Annotated in this window: 19 protein-coding genes; 10 read left to right on the top strand and 9 right to left on the bottom strand. The window is 58.1% G+C overall.

Annotated elements, in window-relative coordinates; translation table 11 throughout:
- Window positions 1–74: 74 nt before the first annotated feature.
- Complete coding sequence (locus tag AZE99_RS11800) at window positions 75–2,063, top strand: DEAD/DEAH box helicase (protein ID WP_067201334.1); 1,989 nt, start codon at window positions 75–77, stop codon at window positions 2,061–2,063.
- A 20-nt stretch (window positions 2,064–2,083) separates the two neighbouring features.
- A complete protein-coding gene (locus AZE99_RS11795) occupies window positions 2,084–2,539 on the top strand; it encodes a YaiI/YqxD family protein (RefSeq protein ID WP_067203617.1) in 456 nt (151 codons plus the stop codon).
- Here the strand turns inward: AZE99_RS11795 and AZE99_RS11790 are convergent.
- Window positions 2,536–4,488 (bottom strand): proprotein convertase P-domain-containing protein, encoded by a 1,953-nt coding sequence (locus tag AZE99_RS11790; RefSeq protein WP_231862600.1) that lies wholly within the window; start codon window positions 4,486–4,488, stop codon window positions 2,536–2,538. The genes AZE99_RS11795 and AZE99_RS11790 overlap by 4 nt on opposite strands.
- Before the next feature lie 115 nt (window positions 4,489–4,603).
- Entirely contained in the window at window positions 4,604–5,368 is a 765-nt protein-coding gene (locus AZE99_RS11785) for a 16S rRNA (uracil(1498)-N(3))-methyltransferase (RefSeq protein ID WP_067201332.1), read from the bottom strand.
- A gap of 140 nt (window positions 5,369–5,508) precedes the next feature.
- Between AZE99_RS11785 and ubiA the strand changes: the two genes are divergently transcribed.
- The 4 genes from ubiA (at window position 5,509) to AZE99_RS11765 (ending at window position 9,662) form a co-directional block, all read left to right on the top strand.
- Entirely contained in the window at window positions 5,509–6,426 is a 918-nt protein-coding gene (ubiA, locus tag AZE99_RS11780; protein ID WP_067201329.1) for a 4-hydroxybenzoate octaprenyltransferase, read from the top strand.
- A 95-nt stretch (window positions 6,427–6,521) separates the two neighbouring features.
- The gene (locus AZE99_RS11775; RefSeq protein ID WP_067201326.1) at window positions 6,522–7,538 is read left to right on the top strand and encodes an aldo/keto reductase; all 1,017 of its coding nucleotides are present in this window, start codon (window positions 6,522–6,524) and stop codon (window positions 7,536–7,538) included.
- Between the two features lie 30 nt (window positions 7,539–7,568).
- Entirely contained in the window at window positions 7,569–8,504 is a 936-nt protein-coding gene (locus AZE99_RS11770) for an NAD(P)H-dependent flavin oxidoreductase (RefSeq protein WP_067201323.1), read from the top strand.
- Between the two features lie 24 nt (window positions 8,505–8,528).
- The gene (locus tag AZE99_RS11765) at window positions 8,529–9,662 is read left to right on the top strand and encodes a zinc-binding dehydrogenase (RefSeq protein ID WP_067201322.1); all 1,134 of its coding nucleotides are present in this window, start codon (window positions 8,529–8,531) and stop codon (window positions 9,660–9,662) included.
- Window positions 9,663–9,896: 234 nt separating this feature from the next.
- Here the strand turns inward: AZE99_RS11765 and AZE99_RS11760 are convergent, their stop codons facing one another.
- From AZE99_RS11760 to AZE99_RS11750, 3 genes are all read right to left on the bottom strand, one after another.
- Entirely contained in the window at window positions 9,897–10,280 is a 384-nt protein-coding gene (locus AZE99_RS11760) for a hypothetical protein (protein ID WP_197460177.1), read from the bottom strand.
- Window positions 10,281–10,521: 241 nt separating this feature from the next.
- On the bottom strand, window positions 10,522–10,902 hold the full coding sequence (locus tag AZE99_RS11755) for a VOC family protein (RefSeq protein WP_067201316.1): 381 nt from the start codon (window positions 10,900–10,902) through the stop codon (window positions 10,522–10,524).
- Entirely contained in the window at window positions 10,899–11,300 is a 402-nt protein-coding gene (locus tag AZE99_RS11750) for a VOC family protein (RefSeq protein WP_067203613.1), read from the bottom strand. The genes AZE99_RS11755 and AZE99_RS11750 overlap by 4 nt, the downstream gene beginning before the upstream one ends.
- 303 nt (window positions 11,301–11,603) lie before the next feature.
- On the opposite strand from AZE99_RS11750, the gene soxR reads away from it, so the two are divergent.
- The 3 genes from soxR to AZE99_RS11735 all read left to right on the top strand — a co-directional run bounded on the left by soxR (window position 11,604) and on the right by AZE99_RS11735 (window position 13,507).
- Window positions 11,604–12,047: a redox-sensitive transcriptional activator SoxR gene (soxR, locus tag AZE99_RS11745; RefSeq protein ID WP_067201314.1), complete on the top strand. Its 444-nt coding sequence runs from the start codon at window positions 11,604–11,606 to the stop codon at window positions 12,045–12,047.
- 237 nt (window positions 12,048–12,284) lie between these two features.
- Window positions 12,285–12,914, top strand: coding sequence for a guanitoxin biosynthesis heme-dependent pre-guanitoxin N-hydroxylase GntA (gene gntA / locus AZE99_RS11740; protein ID WP_231862599.1), 630 nt, complete (start codon window positions 12,285–12,287; stop codon window positions 12,912–12,914).
- Window positions 12,911–13,507, top strand: coding sequence for a DUF1989 domain-containing protein (locus AZE99_RS11735; protein WP_082788353.1), 597 nt, complete (start codon window positions 12,911–12,913; stop codon window positions 13,505–13,507). Before gntA ends, AZE99_RS11735 begins: the two co-directional genes overlap by 4 nt.
- 14 nt (window positions 13,508–13,521) lie before the next feature.
- Here the strand turns inward: AZE99_RS11735 and AZE99_RS11730 are convergent, their stop codons facing one another.
- Both AZE99_RS11730 and AZE99_RS11725 read right to left on the bottom strand, forming a co-directional pair.
- Window positions 13,522–13,803 carry a BrnA antitoxin family protein gene (locus AZE99_RS11730; protein ID WP_067201305.1) on the bottom strand — a complete coding sequence of 94 codons (282 nt, stop codon included), beginning with the start codon at window positions 13,801–13,803 and terminating at the stop codon, window positions 13,522–13,524.
- Between the two features lie 46 nt (window positions 13,804–13,849).
- A complete protein-coding gene (locus AZE99_RS11725; RefSeq protein ID WP_231862598.1) occupies window positions 13,850–14,035 on the bottom strand; it encodes a BrnT family toxin in 186 nt (61 codons plus the stop codon).
- Window positions 14,036–14,355: 320 nt separating this feature from the next.
- Here AZE99_RS11725 and AZE99_RS11720 point away from each other — a divergent pair, with 320 nt between their 5' ends.
- The gene (locus AZE99_RS11720; RefSeq protein WP_067201303.1) at window positions 14,356–14,793 is read left to right on the top strand and encodes a hypothetical protein; all 438 of its coding nucleotides are present in this window, start codon (window positions 14,356–14,358) and stop codon (window positions 14,791–14,793) included.
- A gap of 129 nt (window positions 14,794–14,922) precedes the next feature.
- On the opposite strand, the gene smc is transcribed toward AZE99_RS11720, so the two are convergent.
- Both smc and AZE99_RS11710 read right to left on the bottom strand, forming a co-directional pair.
- On the bottom strand, window positions 14,923–18,360 hold the full coding sequence (gene smc / locus AZE99_RS11715) for a chromosome segregation protein SMC (protein ID WP_067201301.1): 3,438 nt from the start codon (window positions 18,358–18,360) through the stop codon (window positions 14,923–14,925).
- Between the two features lie 72 nt (window positions 18,361–18,432).
- A complete protein-coding gene (locus AZE99_RS11710) occupies window positions 18,433–19,176 on the bottom strand; it encodes a thioredoxin domain-containing protein (protein ID WP_067201298.1) in 744 nt (247 codons plus the stop codon).
- Window positions 19,177–19,201: the final 25 nt, after the last annotated feature.

Genomic DNA, 19,201 nt, shown 5'->3' with positions numbered 1-19,201 from the left:
AACATGATCTTCATAAACCGCAGGCGACTGGCAGTTCCGCGCGGCTTTCACATTTGCCACGGAATACAGATATTATGCCTTTCACGAAATTATCCCCGCTTCTCGCCGAGGCGCTTGCGGCGCACGAATATGACAAGCCGACGCCGGTTCAGGCCGCAGTGCTTGAACCAGAAGCGGATGGCCGCGACCTTATTGTCTCCGCCCAGACCGGCTCCGGCAAGACCGTAGCCTTCGGTCTGGCGATGGCACCGCAATTGCTCGATGACAACGGGCGTTTCCCGTTCCTGGTCGAGCCGCTGGCTCTGGTCATCGCGCCGACCCGCGAACTCGCCCTGCAGGTGAGTCGCGAACTGACCTGGCTCTATCAGCCCGCCGGTGCCCAGATCGCGACTTGTGTTGGTGGTATGGACGCTTCGAAAGAGCGCCGCACTCTGCGTCGCGGCGCGCATGTCATCGTCGGTACACCCGGCCGTTTGCGCGACCATCTTGAACGCGGTGCGCTCGACCTGAAAAATCTTCGCGCCGCCGTGCTCGACGAAGCGGATGAAATGCTCGACATGGGCTTCCGTGAGGATCTGGAAGAAATTCTCGATGCGACCGGCGAAAACCGTCGGACCTTGCTGTTCTCGGCAACCATTCCGAAACCGATTATCAATCTTGCCAAACGCTATCAGAATGATGCGCTGCGCATTTCTACCGTCGGGGAAGATCGCGGCCATGGCGATATTGCCTATCAGGCTATCACCGTTGCTCCGGCCGATACAGAGAATGCAGTGGTCAATCTGCTGCGCTTCCATGAAGCGGAATCGGCGATGCTGTTCTGCGGTACGCGCGAAGCAGTCCGCCGTCTGCACGCCAGTCTGGTCGATCGCGGCTTCAGTGCCGTGGCATTGTCCGGCGAACATACCCAGAGCGAACGCAACCAGGCGATGCAGGCCTTGCGCAGCAAACGCGCGCGCGTCTGTGTCGCAACCGACGTTGCCGCTCGTGGACTCGATCTGCCGACCTTGAGCCTCGTTGTGCATGTTGACATGCCGCGCGATGCCGAGACTTTGCAGCATCGGTCCGGTCGTACGGGCCGTGCCGGCAAAAAGGGTACGGCGGTTATCATCGTGCCTTACCAGCGGCGCAAGCGGGTTGAATCCATGCTGCGCGGCGCGAAAATCAACGCCGAGTGGAAAGATGCGCCGACACGGGCCGACATTCGCAAAAATGACGCCGAGCGGCTGATCGAGACATTGTTGCAGCCGGTCGAGATCGACGAGGATGATCTGGCATTGGCGAAACGTCTGATGGCCGAAAAAACGCCGGAAGAAATCGCAGCGATGCTGGTGCAGTCGCACCGCGCGAAAATGCCGGCTCCGGAACAGATGCTCGATCGTGGTGCCCAGTCGCAAGCTGCACCAGGCGGCCCGCGTCCCGGATTTGAAGATACCGTCTGGTTCAAGATGAACGTCGGTCATAACCAGCGTGCCGACGCTCGCTGGCTGTTGCCGGTATTGTGCCGCCGTGGTCATATCACCAAGAATGAAATCGGCGCGATCCGGATCAATGGCGATGATACATTGTTCGAAATTCCGCGTCGCGTCGTCGACAAATTTACCGCAGCCATTGCTGAGAAGAGAGAATCCGGCGGGGATGATACCGATGATATCGTGATCACCCAGTTTGCAGGCAAGCCGCGCGATGAAGCCAAGCGCAACCGCAAGGGCGGGCGCGGCGACAATGCGGGTGGTCAGCGCGATTACAGCAACGCCAGCAAGAAACATGGCGGCAAACAGTTCGGCAGGAACAAGTTTGGCGACAAGAAATTTGGCGACAAGAAATTCGGTGACAAATCGGGTGGCGGCAAGCCTTATCAGAAGCGCAAGCCGGAAGGCGAAGGCGGTTCTGACGGCGGCGGACCAAAGCGCGAATTTGGCGGCGAGTTCAAAAAGAAGTCCGACTTTAAAGGCGATCGCAAATCCGGTTCCGGCGGCAATTTCGGTGGTGGTGACAAGAAGCCACATCGCGGAAAACGCCCGTTTGAAGGCGGAAAACCGCGCGGACCCAAAGCCGACTGAACTAAACTATGACCACCGCCATTCAAATATTGGTTGATGCGGACGCCTGCCCGGTAAAGGACGAAATTTACCGGGTGGCGGACCGCCATGCCGTGGCGGTGGTCATAGTCAGCAACAGCCCGTTTCGGGTGCCGGATCATCCGCTGGTTAGCCGGGTGGTGGTCAGCGATGCCTTTGATGCGGCCGATGACTATATCGCGGAGCGCACCGGCTCGCGTACGGTAGTGGTTACGTCCGACATATTGCTGGCGGATCGCTGCGTCAAAGCGGGCGCTGCGGTGGTCGGGTCTAATGGCAAGCCATTTACAGCCGATTCCATTGGTGCAGCCGTGGCAACACGAGCGATCATGGCCGATTTGCGCGCTGGCATGGGAACCGAGAATATCGGTGGCCCACCGCCGTTCAGCAAAGCGGATCGCTCCCGCTTCCTGTCGTCTCTGGATGAAATACTGGTGCGGCTGAAACGGCTTGGCTAGTCTATCGTAACCTGAAAGGTCAGGGCAAAGCTGCTTGCCGGTCCCAAGGTCGCCGCGGTGGCGGTGATGGTTGAACCGGACAGGGATCCGCCATAGGGGTCGCTTTCATCGGTGCCCGCGGCATTATCATCTTCTACCGTAGCCGCGGACCCGCAATTGCTGCCGCTGCGCATCGAACCCGGAGTATAGGTGAATGGACCGGAAAGATTGTCCGTTGCGGCAATGGCATCTGCTCTCGCTGAACCGCTGTTGCTGATCAGGATGCAATATTGCACGATTGCATCCGGGATGCGTTTGGGATTGTTGGTGCCGTTGACCGGATCGCTGATGATCGAACTGATCTTGGTGACGCTCAGGGTTGTCGCCGGACGGCAGAAATTGATATCATGGATCGAAATTGCCTGCCCGTCGGGATCGTCGGGTGCGGTGCTGTGATTGCCATAAATAATCTCGACCTTGTCTACCGGCGAGGTGAAGGTCACCACCACATTGCCATTGGCTGAATTGGAATTGGATCCGCTATCACCAATGGCGACATTGCCGATGACATAATTGGCCACTCCGTTGGTCAGTGTCGGCAACACGGGGCTGCCATTGTAACTGCCCACCACCGTCAGCTTGTCGGCAAAGTCATTGTTATTGTAGTCAATGTCGAACACGGTGAATTGCAGTCCGGGTACCGCCGTTGGCAGGGTTAGCACGGTAGTTGCCGTCTGGTTTTTGTCAGAAAATTGCAGATTCTCATAGAGCGACTGTTCGCTATTCGAGAGGTTCGCGTAATTGTTGTTGTTCACAGCCGGAGAGCCATCATCATAGCTTCCACCGGTCTTGGTGATCGCGAAGTTGATCAAGCCGATCCCCGTCAAATTATAGCTATTGTTGGTCGAACCGCCGCTCCACGCTTTGCCATTCCAGTCGAACAATATCTGATTGGTGATCGGACAGACGCTGGTCAGGCTGGGCGCTATGCCCGCCGTTCGGGCACCGGAAACGGTGATGCTCCTGCTGGCATAATCGTCTTCACCAGCGCTGCCGTTATTGGGTGTGGAATCCGGATCAAGGCGATCAGACGATGCTACTTCGGCTATATTGGAGACGGTGGCTGCCGAAGTCGCCGTCACCGTTGCTATGATGTTTAAAGTTCGGGTCTGCCCTGGCGCTATGGAGGTCACGTTCCACAAGCCGGTGCTGCTGCTATAGGTGCCGTAGCCGGACGCACTGACAAAGGACAGGCCCAGCGGGAGCAGGTCTTTGACGGTTGCTGCTGCGGTCTGGTTCGATGCTGCGGAATTGGTCAGTGACAGCGTATAGGCGATATTCGCGCCGTTGACGGGACTTGCGTTGCTGACCGCCTTGGTCAGCGAAAGATCGGCAAAATTGCTTGGCAGTTGCGTGATATAGAGATCGGCACGGCGAAACGATCCGGTGTCTATGCCTTGCTGGTCGCAAATCTTCAGAGTCCAGATCCCCTGGGCGTTCTGACCATCAAAGGCGGACAGGCTGCTTTGCGGGGTTCTGGTGCTGCCATATACCGGGGTCAGAGAATCATTGGATGTGTGAGCGGCAATCGTTCCGTCAGTACCTTCGTCGTCAAATTCGACGTTGAGATTATTCGCGCTGCCGCCGACATAATCCATCAGCGTGACCGTGGTCCCGCTTGGCGCGGTCAAAGTGATTTCCAGATCGCGCCGGTAGGTGTGATCCATCAAGACGCCGATATCGACGTCCCCTACGACATAGCTTGTGCCAACGCTGAAGGTTCGGCTGACCGTCGCCGGACAGGCATTGTCCGGGATCGAAACCGTGCTGCTGTTCGAATAGGTGCTGACTGTCTGTGCTTCGGCTTTTCCACCCGGAAACAGCGCCATCGCGCACAGGCAGAGCAATCCCCACACCAATGTGTGGATCGTCAATCGGCTCTGGCCCCCGATAGATTTCCCCAAAAACATGGGCTTTCCCTATCCGGGTAGGGCTAATTATTGGTTAACCACGCGGCGGGGATGATCGGATTTTACAAAGATTTCAGGATGGTTAGGTCGCTGACGCACTCAATAAAACCGACAATCAGGCCGGATTCCAGTCCCCACGACCCGCCATCCACAGGCTGATCGCTGCTATCGCGGCTGTGTCGGCGCGCAATATGCGCGGGCCGAGCGATACCGGGACGGATTGGGGCAGGGCGCGGATCATCTCATTTTCCGCGTCGGAAAAGCCGCCTTCGGGGCCGATAAGGATCGCCGCCGGACCGTCATGGGCGACCAGTGCCTTGCGGAAACTGCCTTCACCGGTTTCATGGATGCGCTCATCAGCAAAGAACAGATGGCGGTCTGCTGGCCATTGCTCCAGCATGTCGGTGAATTTTGTCAGCGGTTCGAGCGAGGGCAGGGCAGTGCGTTCGCATTGCTCTGCCGCCTCGATCATATGGGCGCGCAATTTCTCCGGTTTGATCGCCTGACCCTGCGTGCGTGCGGTCTGCACCGGCATGATCCTGTCCACGCCCAGTTCGGTCGCCTTCTCGGCGATCCAGTTGAAGCGGTCCTTCTTGATCGGGGCTGCGCACAGCCACAGATCGGGGACCGATTCCCGCTCGCGGGTCTTGCCGTCGATCATCAGGATCAGATCGCGTTTGCCCAGCACCGCCACATGGGCGAGATATTCACCGGTGCGGTCATCGAACAGCTTGACTGGATCGCCCTGTTTGATCCGCATCACCTTGAGCAGATAATGGGCATGGCTACCGTCCAGCCGGATTTCCGCTCCGTCGGCAAGTTCGACATCGAGATAGAGGCGCGGGGCGCTGTGCGGGGGGTAGGCTGGTGTGGCTGGCATGGGATAGTGTTTAGCGAGGGCTTTCGATCTCGTCATGCTGAATTATTTCAGCATCTCTTCCGGAAGAACGCACATGTCCGACGGAGGTCCTGAAACAAGTTCAGGATGACGGGTGAAAGAAATGACGATAAGCGGATTACATGTCCAATCAGCCAGACCAGATCGTCCCCGATTCCGAACATAAGGGCATTATCGGCCTGTTGCCCGCAGCGGCCCGGCCTTTCGCCCTGCTTGCCCGCTTTGACCGGCCAATCGGCTGGTGGCTGCTCTATTGGCCCTGCGCGTGGGGCATAGCGCTGGCAGGCGGGGCAATCGAGCGATGGGACTTGCTGCTCTGGCTGCTGCTCGGGTCAATTGCGATGCGCGGGGCGGGCTGCGTCTATAATGATATCGTCGACCGTGACCTTGATCGTAAGGTGGAGCGTACCCGGTCGCGGCCCCTGGCCAGCGGGGCCACGTCCCTGAAGGCGGCGTGGATCTGGCTCGGGATCCTGTGCCTGACCGGTCTGCTGGTCTGGTTGCAGATCAATGGCATCGCCAAGCTGGTGGCGCTCGGCAGTCTGGCTTTGGTGGCGGCCTATCCGTTCATGAAGCGCATCACCTGGTGGCCGCAGGCTTGGCTGGGACTGGTGTTCTGCTGGGGTGCGCTGGTCGGCTGGCTGGCGATTGCGCCTGAATTTCACTGGGCGATGGTCTTTCTCTATGCCGGCTCGATCTTCTGGGTGATCGGCTATGACACGATCTACGCGTTGCAGGACCGGGAAGATGACGCGCTGGTCGGAATTCGCTCGAGCGCGCTACGACTGGGCGACAATGTGCGTTTCGGCGTGTTGCTTTTCTACCTGATTGCGCTCACCAGCTGGGCGGCCGCTTTCTGGATATTGCGCCCCCAATGGCTTGGGCTTGTGGCTCTTGTTCCGGTCGGACTGCATTTCTTGTGGCAGGTTACGACGCTGAAAGGCAGCGATGGAGATGATGCGCTCGCCAAATTCCGGTCCAATCGTTTCGCCGGTTTCCTGATGTTTCTCGCCTGCCTGGTTATCGGTCAGGCTGGCTAGACGGTAGAGATATTGGATTGCATTTCGCAACCCATGCGGGTTATGCTACTTAATCGCACAGTTAAGCCAACGTCCTGCTTCCCGGAGACATTATCATGAAAAAACGCCGCCTGGGCCGAAGCCCGATATATGTATCCGAAATCTGCATGGGGACGATGACCTTCGGCAGTGGCGCCGACGAAGCCATGTCGCACCGGATCATGGATGAATCGGTCGAGGCCGGAATCAATTTCTTCGATACGGCGGAAAATTACCCGGTGCCGCCCAAGCGGGAGTGGGCAGGGGAGACCGAGAATATTGTCGGTCGCTGGATGAAGGGCAAGGATCGCGACAGTCTGATCATCGCGACCAAGGTTTCCGGTCCCAGCCATGGCTGGATAGAATCGGCACAGCGTGCCGGTATGACCGCCATGGACCGCCACAATATCGTCAAGGCGCTCGACGACAGCCTCAAGCGGCTGCAGACCGACTATATAGATCTCTACCAGACCCACTGGCCCGATCATGGCACCGCCTATGACGAGACGATGGAAGTGCTCGACGAGGAAATCCGCAAGGGCAAGATTCGCACCATCGGCTGCTCCAACGAAACCAGCTGGGGCCTGATGAAATCGCTCGAGGCGTCCGAGCGGCTGGGCGTCACCCGCTATTGCACGATCCAGAATAATTTCAGCATGAACAACCGCCGGTTCGAGGACGAACTAGCGCAAGTGTGCCGTCAGGAAGGGGTCAGCCTGATCCCTTATTCGCCGCTCGGGGGCGGGGCTCTGTCGGGCAAATATAATGACGGCGCGATGCCGGAAGGCGCGCGTTTCTCAGCCTATCTGAAAATGGGCGGACGTCAGGCGAAAATGGCGGAGCGTTTCGTCAATCCCAAGTCGGAGGAATCGACCAAGCGTTTCATGGCGATTGCCGAGGAACTGGGCGTGGCACCGGTTACTCTGGCCACCGCCTGGTCGAAACAGCATGATTTTGTTGCTTCGACCATTGTCGGCGCGACCCATACTGATCAGCTTCCCGAGATTTTTGCTGCTGCCGATCTCGAGCTAAGCCCCGAGATCATGAAGCGGATCTACAAGATCAGCCGGGAAATCATGTATCCGATGGGCTGACCGGCCAGCGACAATGAAGAAAGACCATATATGAATCGTTTCCTCGAACATAGCGGCGCGAAATATCCGATCGTGCAGGCACCGATGGGCTGGATCGCCCGGTCACAACTGGCTTCGGCTGTCTGCAACGCTGGCGGGCTGGGCATTATCGAGACCAGTTCGGGCGAGACTGAAAATTGCATGGTCGAAATCGCGAAGATGAAGGACCTGACCGATGCGCCCTTTGGCGTGAACCTGCCGATCATGTTCCTCAAGGACCCCGCGATCCTGACCCGCGTCTGTGAGTCCGGCGTGAAATTCGTGACGACCTCTGCCGGTAGCCCGCGCAAATTTGTCGGGCCGCTGCAGGAGGCGGGGATCATCGTCTATCATGCGGTGCCGACCGTTGCTGCGGCAATGGGTTGTGTCGAAGCAGGTGTCGATGGTCTGATTGTCGAGGGCGCGGAAGGCGGCGGCTTCAAGAATCCGGAGGAAGTGTCGACTCTGGTCCTGCTGCAGGCGATCCGCAGGCAGACCGACATACCGATGGTCGCGGCTGGCGGGATTGCCGACGGCAAGGGCATGGCCGCGGCTTTTGCCCTGGGTGCAGAAGCTGTCCAGATGGGCACCCGCTTCGTGTCGAGCGCCGAAAGCCCGGTGCATATGAATTACAAGCAGGCGATACTCGATGCCAAGGAAACCGGCACCTATGTGCTGAACAAGAAAGCCTCGCCCTGTATCCGCGCGCTGAAGACAGAGCGCACGACGAAAATATACGAAGACGGCCTGATGCCGGCGGACACGTTCGCGGGCATCATGGATGTCTATTTCGGCGGCGACATGGAAGCGTCCGTCGGCCTGGCCGGACAGTCTTCCGGTTTGATTGACGAGGTAAAAACTGCCAGACAGATTATCGATGAAACGGTGACCGAATTTTTCGAGATCACCGCACGATTTGGCGCGCTAGCCGCTGCCAAAAGTTTCTAGAAACACAAGAGAGAGGAATTTCCAATGAGCCAGTTTCCCGACGCAAAGCAACTGTTCACCACCGTCACCGAGGACGGCAAGTCGATATTGTCGATCGAGCCTTATGCCGTGCCCGAACCGAAAGAGCATGAAGTCGTCGTCCGGATGGAAGCGGTACCGATCAATCCGTCCGATCTCGGCCTGCTGACCGCAGCGGCCAATATGGACACGGTCCGCAGCGAAACCGTCGATGGCCATCCGGCGCTGGTTGCCGATGTGGATGCCGCGATGCAGCCTTTCTTCAAGGGACGCGCGGGCAAGAAACTCGCTGCCGGCAATGAAGGCGCGGGCACCGTGGTCGCCGCCGGTTCTTCCGACGCGGCACAGGCCTTGATGGGCAAGGTTGTCACGATTGTCGGCGGCGAAATGTATCGCACGCACCGCGTGATGCCGGCGATGATGTGCGTGCCGCTGCCCGAAGGCGCACCGGCCAAGGAAGGTGCTTCGCTGTTCGTCAATCCGATGACCGCTCAGGGCTTCCTCAACACGATGCGGGCCGAAGGCCATGAAGGGCTGGTCCATACCGCGGCCGCGTCCAATCTCGGCCAGATGCTCGCCAAGCTTTGCCTCAAGGAAGGCGTGCCACTGGTCGCCATCGTGCGTTCCGATGTCCAGAAGAAGATCCTCACCGACATCGGCCTGACCCACGTGATCGACAGCACCAAGGACGATTTCATGGAGCAGCTGATCGCGGCTCTCGCCGAAACCGGCGCGACGCTCGGTTTTGATGCCATCGGCGGCGGCAAGATGGCGAGTTACATCCTGACCGCGATGGAAAAGGCTGCGGCGGTGCGCGGCGCGGAATTCAGCGTCTATGGCTCGACCGTCAACAAGCAGGTCTATATCTATGGCCGTCTCGACACCGGCGAAACCATCCTCGGCGGCGGTCTCGGCCTCTACTGGGGCGTCGGCGGCTGGCTGCTCACCCCGCATCTCGAAAAGGTCGGCATGGAGCGGATGATGGAAATGCGCATGTACACGGTCGCCGAACGCAACGGCATTTTCCACAGCGACTATTCCAGCGAGATCAGTCTGATGGACATGATCGATCCGGAAATTGCCAAGGGTTATGACAAGAAGGCGACCGGCGAGAAGGTGCTGGTTAATCCTAGTCTTTAAGCCATAGCGGCATTGCTCTCGTCATCCTGAACTCGTTTCAGGATCTCGGGCGTCTTTCCCCTATCCAGAATATGAGCGCCCCTCTTCCCATAAGGAGAGGGGCGTTTGCTTTTGAGGGGGGGCGCTTCCGATTGGTTTGTGCGTTCCACCACCCCCCGAGCACCCTCATCCAACTGCGGCTAACCAGCAGAGCTGGCAAGCCTCCGTATCCTTCTCCCTGGAGGGAGAAGGGCCTCATCCAAATATCATCGCGATGCGGGAATTGATTAGCCGCCAGAAGAGCTTCGCTCCGAATGTCCGGTAGCTCGGCGCATCGTCGGGTAGGGGCAGGCCGGAAGTCCTGAATTGCGTCTGGGTCCGCATTTCGACCGGCGGGATATCGCCCGCGAACCGCCTTGCATAAGCCGAGGTCCAGTGGCCCTTGGCAAATTTCAGAAACATTGCCGTGTTGCAGCAGGACGCGACCATTCGCCGGGTGGGAGAATTTTCAGTTTGTTGATGCGCTTCCAGAAGGTCAGCCCCTGCGATGCAGCTAAACCGGTCGTCGCGATAGGTTAGATAATGGGTCCCACCGTCATCCTCTGTGATCTTCGCAGCACCATCCAGCGCTTCGAGCATTGCCGCACCCGCCTGACAGTCATCGCAATAGCAGACGCCACTAATGATGGGGCGGCCGACGCCCTGACAACACACTTTTCCGCATTGGCATTTAGAGGTTAAGACTGTGTCTGGCATGTCATGGAGACTAGCGGATCAGTGATAATTCGTCACCCCGGACTTGATCCGGGGGCCCGAGCGGCAATGCACCATTTTGGTGCTTGCCGCTCCGGGTCCTGAAACGAGTTCAGGATGACGAGTTCTACCGATAACTCACCACTTCCCACTCGATCCCGTTCCAGTCGAAGAAATAGAAGCGCCGGCCGGGATCATAGTCATCGTGGCCGAATGGCTTGAGCCCCGCTGCGACGACTTTCGCCTCTACCGCATCCAGATCATCGACGGTCACGCCGATATGGTTCAGCGGCTCGCCCTTGTTGAACACGGGATCGACCGCCCGGACCTCCGGGTTGGTGTAGAGTGCGATATAGTCGTCATCGGTGCCGACGTGAATCGTGTGGCCAGCCGACATTGATGGCCCCTCCCACCGGATATGCCAGCCAAAAAGATCGCGGAGCAGGTCGGCGCTTCGTTGCGGGTCGCTGACCGTTATGTTGACGTGCTCCAGAGTTGCTTGGGTCATTTTTCATTTCCTTTCTCCTTGGGTTGATGATTGATCCGCCAGGGCGGGAAGCGGCGGTTGGCGCCGCCGTAAAACAGGCAGACGGGATTGCCCGCCGGATCGCGAAGCCGCGCCTCGCGCCAGCCCCAGGGCTGATCGGTGGCTTGGGTGTCGAAGGTGATGCCAGCCGATTGCAGTTCCGCGACTTTTGTGTCGAGATCATCGCATTCGAAATAGACCATGGTCGTCGGCGCGCCGATCTTCTCGACGATATGGATGGAGAAGGTCTCGCCAGTGGCGGTCTCGAACCGCGCGTAGCGGGGCGGGGAGTCGACGATCTGCTCGAGGCCAAGCTGGCGGTAAAACGCCACCGACCGGCCATAGTCGACACATCCGACGGTGATCTGGTTGAGTTTCATATGCTGTTTCCTCGCAATTTCGGTTTCGGTCCATTGGAAGAATTGGAAGCATGTTTGCCGCTTTGCGGCGGCTGTCCGAGCCCGCCAATTCTCCATGCTTGCGATTCGTACAACCTCAAGCTAAGTTGAGGTCAAGATATTATTTTCCTCCCTATTGCGCAGCAATGGGGAGGGGGACCATCCGGAGGATGGTGGAGGGGTTGATGGCGGGAAAAGGCCCCTCCGTCATCCGCCTTCGCCAAGGCTTCGGCGGATGCCACCTCCCCATTGCTGCGCAACGGGGAGGAAAGAGAGGAGGCGAACGTGCCCGAAACAAATGCCCTGACCATTGGCGCGCTCGCCGCCCGCTCTGGCCTGTCGGTGTCGGCGATCCGATTTTACGAGGAAAAGGGGCTGGTCGAACCGTTCCGGTCCGCTGGCGGCCAGCGGCGGTTTCTCCGTTCGGACATCCGTCGGCTCAGCTTCGTTCTGATCGCCCAGCAACTGGGGCTGAGCATTGTCGAAATTGAACATCTGCTCGCCAATTTGCCCTACGGACGTACACCGACCCAGGCCGACTGGACCCGGATCAGCAAGGCGATGCGCGGGGTGATCGATGCCAGAATTGCGCAATTGGAACGGACCCGCGACCGGCTCGACGGCTGTATCGGCTGCGGCTGCCTGAGCCTCAAGAAATGCGCGCTTTATAATCCGGAGGACCGGGCGGGATTGAAGGGGCCGGGTCCGCAGTTGATTTTGGAAGGGTGAGCTGGACGACTGCGTCATTTCGATAGCAGACTGGACGTGATCAACTCCCGGTCGGCAAAGCAACCGCTAGATTGATATCCGACGCGCAAGGGTCTGCATTCACTGCTGTTTTTTTCGATACTGCCTTGGGAACGCTTCGCTATCTGGCGCGTAATTACGGCCATGACACACTCAAAACTTCTAGACCGGAATTGTCGCGCCAAGCGCCAGGAAGAGCTCCAAAGCGCCATTGCGGATATGATCTCGCAACCGCAATTTCCGTGCGTCGGAGCGAAATCCGCTTTGGCCCGCGACAATCTGAAGGTGATTGCCGGACATAGTCTCGACAGCAATTGGGACGATCTGGAAATCCACCGCGAACTGCTCGACTGGGCGCGGGAATATCGCGATTCCACTGACGGTCTGCGGAGCCTGGCCGTGATATTTGACGGACCTACGGACCTTAGCGAAGCGGAATTCGAAAAATTATTGTGGGATCGAATCCAGTCGATGGCGGACAAGGATGCCTGGCTGGGCCAGAGCTATGACGAACGAGTCAGCGCCGATCCCAATGATCCACATTTTTCTCTCAGTTTCGGAGGTGAAGCCTTTTTCGTGATCGGCCTGCATCCGAATGCATCGCGCCCGGCTCGCCGCTTTTCCCATCCGGTGCTGGTCTTCAATCTCCACGACCAGTTTGAACGGCTGAGAGAACATGGGAAATATGAGAAGATGCGCGACACTATACTTGCCCGTGACGAAAAGCTGGCCGGCAACATCAACCCGATGCTGGCAAAATATGGCGAGTCCAGCGAAGCGCGCCAATATAGTGGTCGTCAGGTCAGCGATGACTGGAAATGCCCGTTTCAGGATCGGCGCAGCACATGAGCGATGTGCGTATTGCGCCGCGCTCGGGTGCGGCATTCCGGCTGGCAAAAGGGGAATATCTCGAGGTGATCGATCCCGACGGCGGGCAGGTGTCCGATCTGCTGGCCTATAATATTGACGATGTCAGGGAAGTGCTGTCGAACGGACGAACCTTTGATTATGAGGAAACAATCCAGCTGAGCACCGGCAATCGCCTGTGGTCCAACCGCTCCAATCCGATGCTGACCATCGTCGAAGATACTGTCGGATCTCATGATTTCCTGCTGACCCCATGCAGCGAAGATACGTTCAATCATTTCTATCCCGACAAGCCGGTTCATCGTGGATGTTTCGGCAATCTGGCGGAAGCGCTGGCACCCTTTGGAGTAGAGCCGGATGCCATTCCCTGCGCGTTCAACGTGTTCATGAATGTGCCGGTTGACCAGGCAACGGGCAAGCTCGAAGTTCTGCCGCCGACCAGCAAGGCCGGTGACCGTTTGAGGTTGCGCGCTGAAATGGATCTGGTGATCGGTCTGACGGCTTGCTCGGCCTATGCGTCGAATGGCGGGACGTTCAAGCCTATCGATTATCGGGTGTTGTCCGAAGGCACGTAGCTTGTTTCGGGGAACTAGAGGTTTAACGCCTTGCGCAATTCCTCGTTGATCCGCGTTTGCCAACCCGCGCCTGACGCTTTGAATGTATCCAAAACGATTTTATCCAGTCGCAAAGTCACCTGCTGTTTAGGGTTTTTCAGCTTTGGCCGACCCGGCTTGGTGAGGGTGCCATCGGCGGGGCGGACTAATTTACCATTTTTGCAGAGCGCTGCTCGGCGAAACTGATCTTCCGTCCATTCTGCGAGATCTTCGGGCTCGAGCCACGGTTCAACGATGTCTTTCGATTTCTTCGTCATGGGCATACCTCATCGAAATAATGCGTCTGGAACGTCCGCGCGGGGTCTAGATAATCACAACATGGCGGCCTTTCAGCGTTCCAAAAACCCGATAGCGGACTTCACCATAATCTTTCCGGTCATCCAGCAACTCGACAAAATCAGCTGCAAAGACGATTGCCGCATCCGCAAAATCCAGTCCCCGGTTTTTCAAGGTCCACTGGCGCTTTGCCGGATCAAATGTTATTTTCATTCGGCCAGCTTATGGGTTTATCATCCAAAGCGCCCGCGATGGCTATTGGTCTGGCCTAATCTGCCAAACTCAATAATTCATGTAGTTACATTTATTAAAAATGTCAATGGCTACACAAGTGCTAGCGAATCGATAGCCGCATCCTGATCACCTACCCATAAATGGCTTTTGGAAGATTGATAGCAACGGTCAATTGTGCCTATCTAGATGTAGAGCATGAATATTGGACGCTGGAAATCACCGGACGCAGCCGGTAATATTAAAGGCCCAAGTACCTAACTATCATCTTTTTGCATTGGGATCAAAAGACAGGACAAGTAATGCATCTGACCGTCAAACCAATTTTGGGGCTGTTCGCCTTACTATTTTCAACCGAAGTATCTCTAGCTAAAGAAATGGCGACTTTCCAAGATAGAACGGTTGAGGTAATTTCTGTCATAAGGTTTGTCGGCGATCTTCGGACGGGCAAAGTACCTGACGGCTTCAGGTCGAAGCTGAGAATCTACAAACATCCAAGCCGCGAACTAGCATCTTTTGCAGAGCTCAGCGAATATGCCAGCCAATGTCCTCTGCATGCTATCGATCTCCCATATCCAATGCCTGGCGTAGGCCCTGTATTGGTGCGATGGAAATGTCCGGCGAAGGTAGAAGTCCAGTCAGTAGGCTTCTATTTTGAATCCGGTCGGCTTGCTGCAGCGAGTATCGGACTTCCAGATGTGCCCCTCCCTGTGGAAATCAAAGTCGTTCCTCACAAATAGCCGGAAAAGCTTCCCTATTTTAGTGCATATTCGACATTATCTGTCGATATGATTTCCATAGATGGAAGCATTTTACCAGATTAGATTGGTCGCCAACGGTTATTATGATTGCTGCGATAGACGTATTTGTCACTCCGCCGCCAGCAACTCTTCCGCTGCGTTCAGATCGACCGACACCAGCTGCGAAATCCCGCGCTCGACCATGGTCACGCCGAAAAGGCGGTGCATGCGGCTCATGGTTACGGCATTATGGGTGACGATCAGATAGCGGGTATTGGTCTCTGCCACCATCTTGTCGAGCAGGTCGCAGAAACGTTCGATATTCGCGTCATCCAGCGGCGCGTCGACTTCGTCGAGCACACAGATTGGTGCCGGATTGGTCAGGAACAGGCCGAAGATGAGCGCAACAGCGGTTAGAGCCTGCTCGCCGCCCGATAGCAGCGTCAGCGAAGTCAGTTTCTTGCCGGGTGGCTGTGCCATGATTTCCAGCCCGGCCTCCAGCGGATCGTCGCTGTTGATCATTTCAAGATGGGCCTTGCCGCCGTCGAACAGGGTCGCGAACAGCCGCTGGAAATGCTGGTCGACTTCCTCGAAAGCCGCGAGCAGGCGCTGCCGGCCTTCGCGGTTCAGGCTGCCGATCGATCCGCGCAACTGGTGGATCGCCTCGTTCAGATCCTGGCTTTCTCTGGTCGATTTCTCCCACTCGCCTTCCAGTTCTGCGAGTTCGTCGGCGGCGACCAGATTGACCGGGCCGATCCGCTCGCGGCTGAGCGAAAGGCGCTCGAGTTCCTCTGACTCTTGTGCCGCATCGCCGACCGTATCTTCGTCAAATTCCAGTTTCTTCGGCAATACCACTGCGGGGCATTCGAATTTTTCGGCTGAAATCCGCCCCATTTCGATCCGGCGCAAATCCTGGTTTTCGGCGCGGGCCTTGGCACCGGCGCGCAGTTCGCGCGCCTGGCTGAGCATCTCGCTTGCCTGGTTGAGCCGGTCCTCATGATCGCGCTGGGCGAGTTCGGCCGCCTGCAGCGCGGCATCCTTTTCGACCACCTTCGCATTGAGTGCGTCCTGATGTTCCGCCAGCCGGGTGACTTCGACCTCGATCACCCGCGGGCGATCGGCGAGATTTTCGACTTCGGTCTCGATCAGCTTGCCGCGTTTGGCCATTTCCTTCATTCGCGCTTCGGCCTCGCCGGAGCGGTCCTGCCACGACCGGATCTGGGCGCTGGCGACAGCTTTCTGTTCCTTCACCTGCGCGAGTTTCTGGTCGATCGAGGAAAGCGCCGCCTGCGCGGACATGACCCGTTGCCGCGCGCTATCGCGCTGGTCCTGCAGAGCCGACCGCGCGCTTTCCTGTGCGGCGCCATCGGGCTGGCTGCTGCGTTCCTTTTGCGCCGCTTCCAGTTCGGCGAGCGCAGTCGCATTTTCCGCTTTCAGCGCCGCATCGCGTTCGGCGAGGCTGGCGGTGCGCTTCTGCAACCAGGCCAGCGCTTCTTCCGCCTGATCGGCTTCGCGCAATGCCCGGCGCAAGGCTTCCTCGGCATCGCGCCGCGCAGTGCGCGCTTCACCAAGCTGTGTCTCGATTGACGAGATTGCCTCGCGTTGCGCAACAAGCGCGGTTTCTGCCGCCGCAACCTTGTCCTGGGCGGGGAGCAGCAGTTGCTGCAATTCGCGCAGCCGATTGGCGCGGACCAGCCGTTCGGCGCTGGCATTGCCGTCATCGCGGGCGACAAAGCCGTCCCAGCGGCGCAGCGCACCGGCCTTGGTAACCAGCCGCTGACCGACCGCCAGCATCTGGTCGTCATCGCTATCGGCGACAAAAATCTGCGACAGGCGATTGTGCAATTCTGCCGGGGCCTGCACCCGGTCGAGCAATCTTTCGGTTCCGGCGGGCGCGTCACCGGAAACGGTCATGTCACCGCCGCCCCAGAAGCGGTGGCCGTCTTCGCCGATCGACGCGAGCAGGTCATCACCCAGTGCCGCCGCCAAGGCACGCTCATAGCCTGGTGCCGGTTTGACCTGATCAATCGCCTTGTTCGTGCTTTCGGTCTTCGACAGCTCGCGATTCAAGGCGTCATGTTCGGATTTCAGTCCGGCCAGTTCCGCTTTCAGTGTCGCTAGCCCGGATTGTGCGGTATCGCGGGCGGCCGTGGCTTCTATCCGCTGTTCCTCGAGCGCTGCAATCCTGCCGCCGCTGCCGTCAGCCGCAGCCTGTGCAGCGTCCCGCGTTGCAATCGCTTCGGCGAGAGCCGCTTGCAGTTCTGCTTCATCGCCCATCTCGGCGCGTTCGGCATTGAGCCGGCCGAGTTCCACAGCCAGCCGGTCATGCCGGGCCTGTGCTGCATCGACGGCAGCATTGGCGACTTTTATCTCCGCCTGAATGCGGGCTTCTTCGGCGACTGCCTTGGCCAGTTCGACTTCGGCCTCGCTGGCCGCGCGTTCGGACCGTTCCACAGCGCGTTCCAGATCCGGCCGTTCCTTGTTCAGATCGGTCAATTCGGTCGAAAGCCGCTTCTCGTCCTGTTCGAGACGATCCAGAGCCTCCATCGCATCGCGGGTCAGCTGGTCTTCGCGCGCATTGTCTTCGTGGATACGCTGGGCCTGTGCCTGCAAATCGAGCAGCCGCGACTTCAGATTATCGCGCTCGTTGGTCAGAGTCAGCAGTCGGTGACTCGACTCGCTGGCTTCCTCGCGTGCGCGCTGGACATCGGCGCGGAGAATTCCGAGCGCTTTGGCGCTTTCATTCTGGGCGGATACAGCTGCCTGCTGCTCATTTTGTGCCGCGACGACCTTGGCTTCTGCGGCTTCCGCTTCCGCCTTGGCGAGATCGGAGGCGGCTGCGGCCTCTTTCCAGCGCGCGTAGATCAGGCGGCCATCGACGAGGGTGATTTCCGAGCTCAGTTTCTTGTAACGCTCTGCCTGCTTTGCTTGCCGCCGGAGATTAGCCGCCCGCTGTTCCATATCGCCGAGGATATCGTCGAGACGGGAGAGATTCTTCTCCGCCGCGCGCAATTTCTGTTCCGCATCCTTGCGCCGGACGTGAAGGCCGGAAATGCCCGCGGCTTCCTCGAGCATTTCCCGCCGTGCTTCGGGCTTGGAGGAAATGATGTTGGATATCTTGCCCTGGCTGACAAGGGCAGGGCTGTGCGCGCCGGTCGCGGCATCGGCAAAGATCAGCGCGATGTCCTTGGCCCGGACATCGGTGCCGTTGGCGCGATAGGCGGAACCGGCACCGCGCTCGATCCGGCGAACAATTTCCAGTTCGCTGTCATTGTCGCCGACATGCAATGACGATACGTCGTTGATTTCCCGTTCCGCGGTCAGAGCGACTTCGGCAAATTGCCGTTCGGGCCGGTCCTGGGTGCCGGCGAAGATCACATCTTCCATGCCACCGCCGCGCATCGACTTGGCGCTATTTTCGCCCATCACCCAGCGGATGGCTTCGAGAAGGTTGGATTTGCCGCAACCATTGGGACCGACCACGCCGGTCAGTCCCTTTTCAATACGCAGTTCGGTCGGATCGACAAAGCTTTTGAAGCCCGAGAGTCTGAGCTTCTTTATCTGCATGAAATGGTTCCCATGCCGTATCTGATCACGACCAAATTCAAATCGCGCCCTCTCTTGCGACTGATCCGGTGCCTATCTGGCGCCGGCCTCCTTCAGCTTGGTTTCGACCATCGCCCAGTTGGAGCCGTCAATTTTCTGTCCGTTGATCAGGAATGTCGGAGTTCCCTCGATGTTAAATTCCTCGGCTGCCTTCTGGGTGTCACTCATCAGCGCTTCCGCTGTTGCCGTATCCGCCAGACAAGCCTTCGCCTGATCTTCGGAAATGCCGCGCTGCTGAAAGAAGCTGATCAGGCCAAGCTGTTCGGCCAGACGGACAAATCGCGTTTTCGGTTCGGACTGCAATATGCTGCTATAAGTGTCTTCGCCCATCGCCTGCGCTTTTTCGAACATGGTTCCCTGATTGCTCAAGGCCTGCTCGGTCAGCGGGAAGAAAGGCGCTTCGCCGCCGCAACGGGACAGGATGGCAGCGGACAGATCCAGCGGATCGCGAACAAAATTACGGATTTCAAAACTGACCCGGCCACTCTCGACATAATTGTCGCGCAGCGGTGCAAAGGCCTGTTCGCCGAAATCCTTGCAGTGCGAGCAGGTGATCGACATATATTCGACCAGCTTGATCGGCGCATCGGGATTGCCCATCACAATGCCGCCGGCTTCGGTTTTCGATACCATCTCGGACCATTTCTGTCCGGCTGGCGCTTCGACTCCGTCGACCGACCCGGAGGCGCTTGCTCCGCTTTCGCCTTCGGTTGCTTCGCCACAGGCGGTTAGTGCCAGAGCGAATGCCAGAGGTGCAATATAGTTGAATCTACGCATGTTCAGTTCCTGTTTCTGAGATTAT

The organism is Sphingorhabdus sp. M41, assembly GCF_001586275.1.
Classification (GTDB): Bacteria; Pseudomonadota; Alphaproteobacteria; order Sphingomonadales; family Sphingomonadaceae; genus Parasphingorhabdus.
The sequence above is the reverse complement of the archived record's forward strand: the minus strand, read 5'-3'. Positions and strand labels throughout refer to the sequence as shown.

Excerpts from the sequence above, each read along its gene's own strand:
- AZE99_RS11800 (WP_067201334.1), top strand. The coding sequence starts at position 75 with ATGCCTTTCACGAAATTATCCCCGCTTCTCGCCGAGGCGCTTGCGGCG.
- AZE99_RS11790 (WP_231862600.1), bottom strand. The coding sequence starts at position 4,488 with ATGTTTTTGGGGAAATCTATCGGGGGCCAGAGCCGATTGACGATCCAC.
- AZE99_RS11785 (WP_067201332.1), bottom strand. The coding sequence starts at position 5,368 with ATGCCAGCCACACCAGCCTACCCCCCGCACAGCGCCCCGCGCCTCTAT.
- ubiA (WP_067201329.1), top strand. The coding sequence starts at position 5,509 with ATGTCCAATCAGCCAGACCAGATCGTCCCCGATTCCGAACATAAGGGC.
- AZE99_RS11775 (WP_067201326.1), top strand. The coding sequence starts at position 6,522 with ATGAAAAAACGCCGCCTGGGCCGAAGCCCGATATATGTATCCGAAATC.
- AZE99_RS11770 (WP_067201323.1), top strand. The coding sequence starts at position 7,569 with ATGAATCGTTTCCTCGAACATAGCGGCGCGAAATATCCGATCGTGCAG.
- AZE99_RS11765 (WP_067201322.1), top strand. The coding sequence starts at position 8,529 with ATGAGCCAGTTTCCCGACGCAAAGCAACTGTTCACCACCGTCACCGAG.
- AZE99_RS11760 (WP_197460177.1), bottom strand. The coding sequence starts at position 10,280 with ATGCTCGAAGCGCTGGATGGTGCTGCGAAGATCACAGAGGATGACGGT.
- AZE99_RS11755 (WP_067201316.1), bottom strand. The coding sequence starts at position 10,902 with ATGACCCAAGCAACTCTGGAGCACGTCAACATAACGGTCAGCGACCCG.
- AZE99_RS11750 (WP_067203613.1), bottom strand. The coding sequence starts at position 11,300 with ATGAAACTCAACCAGATCACCGTCGGATGTGTCGACTATGGCCGGTCG.
- gntA (WP_231862599.1), top strand. The coding sequence starts at position 12,285 with ATGATCTCGCAACCGCAATTTCCGTGCGTCGGAGCGAAATCCGCTTTG.
- AZE99_RS11735 (WP_082788353.1), top strand. The coding sequence starts at position 12,911 with ATGAGCGATGTGCGTATTGCGCCGCGCTCGGGTGCGGCATTCCGGCTG.
- AZE99_RS11730 (WP_067201305.1), bottom strand. The coding sequence starts at position 13,803 with ATGACGAAGAAATCGAAAGACATCGTTGAACCGTGGCTCGAGCCCGAA.
- AZE99_RS11725 (WP_231862598.1), bottom strand. The coding sequence starts at position 14,035 with ATGAAAATAACATTTGATCCGGCAAAGCGCCAGTGGACCTTGAAAAAC.
- AZE99_RS11720 (WP_067201303.1), top strand. The coding sequence starts at position 14,356 with ATGCATCTGACCGTCAAACCAATTTTGGGGCTGTTCGCCTTACTATTT.
- smc (WP_067201301.1), bottom strand. The coding sequence starts at position 18,360 with ATGCAGATAAAGAAGCTCAGACTCTCGGGCTTCAAAAGCTTTGTCGAT.
- AZE99_RS11710 (WP_067201298.1), bottom strand. The coding sequence starts at position 19,176 with ATGCGTAGATTCAACTATATTGCACCTCTGGCATTCGCTCTGGCACTA.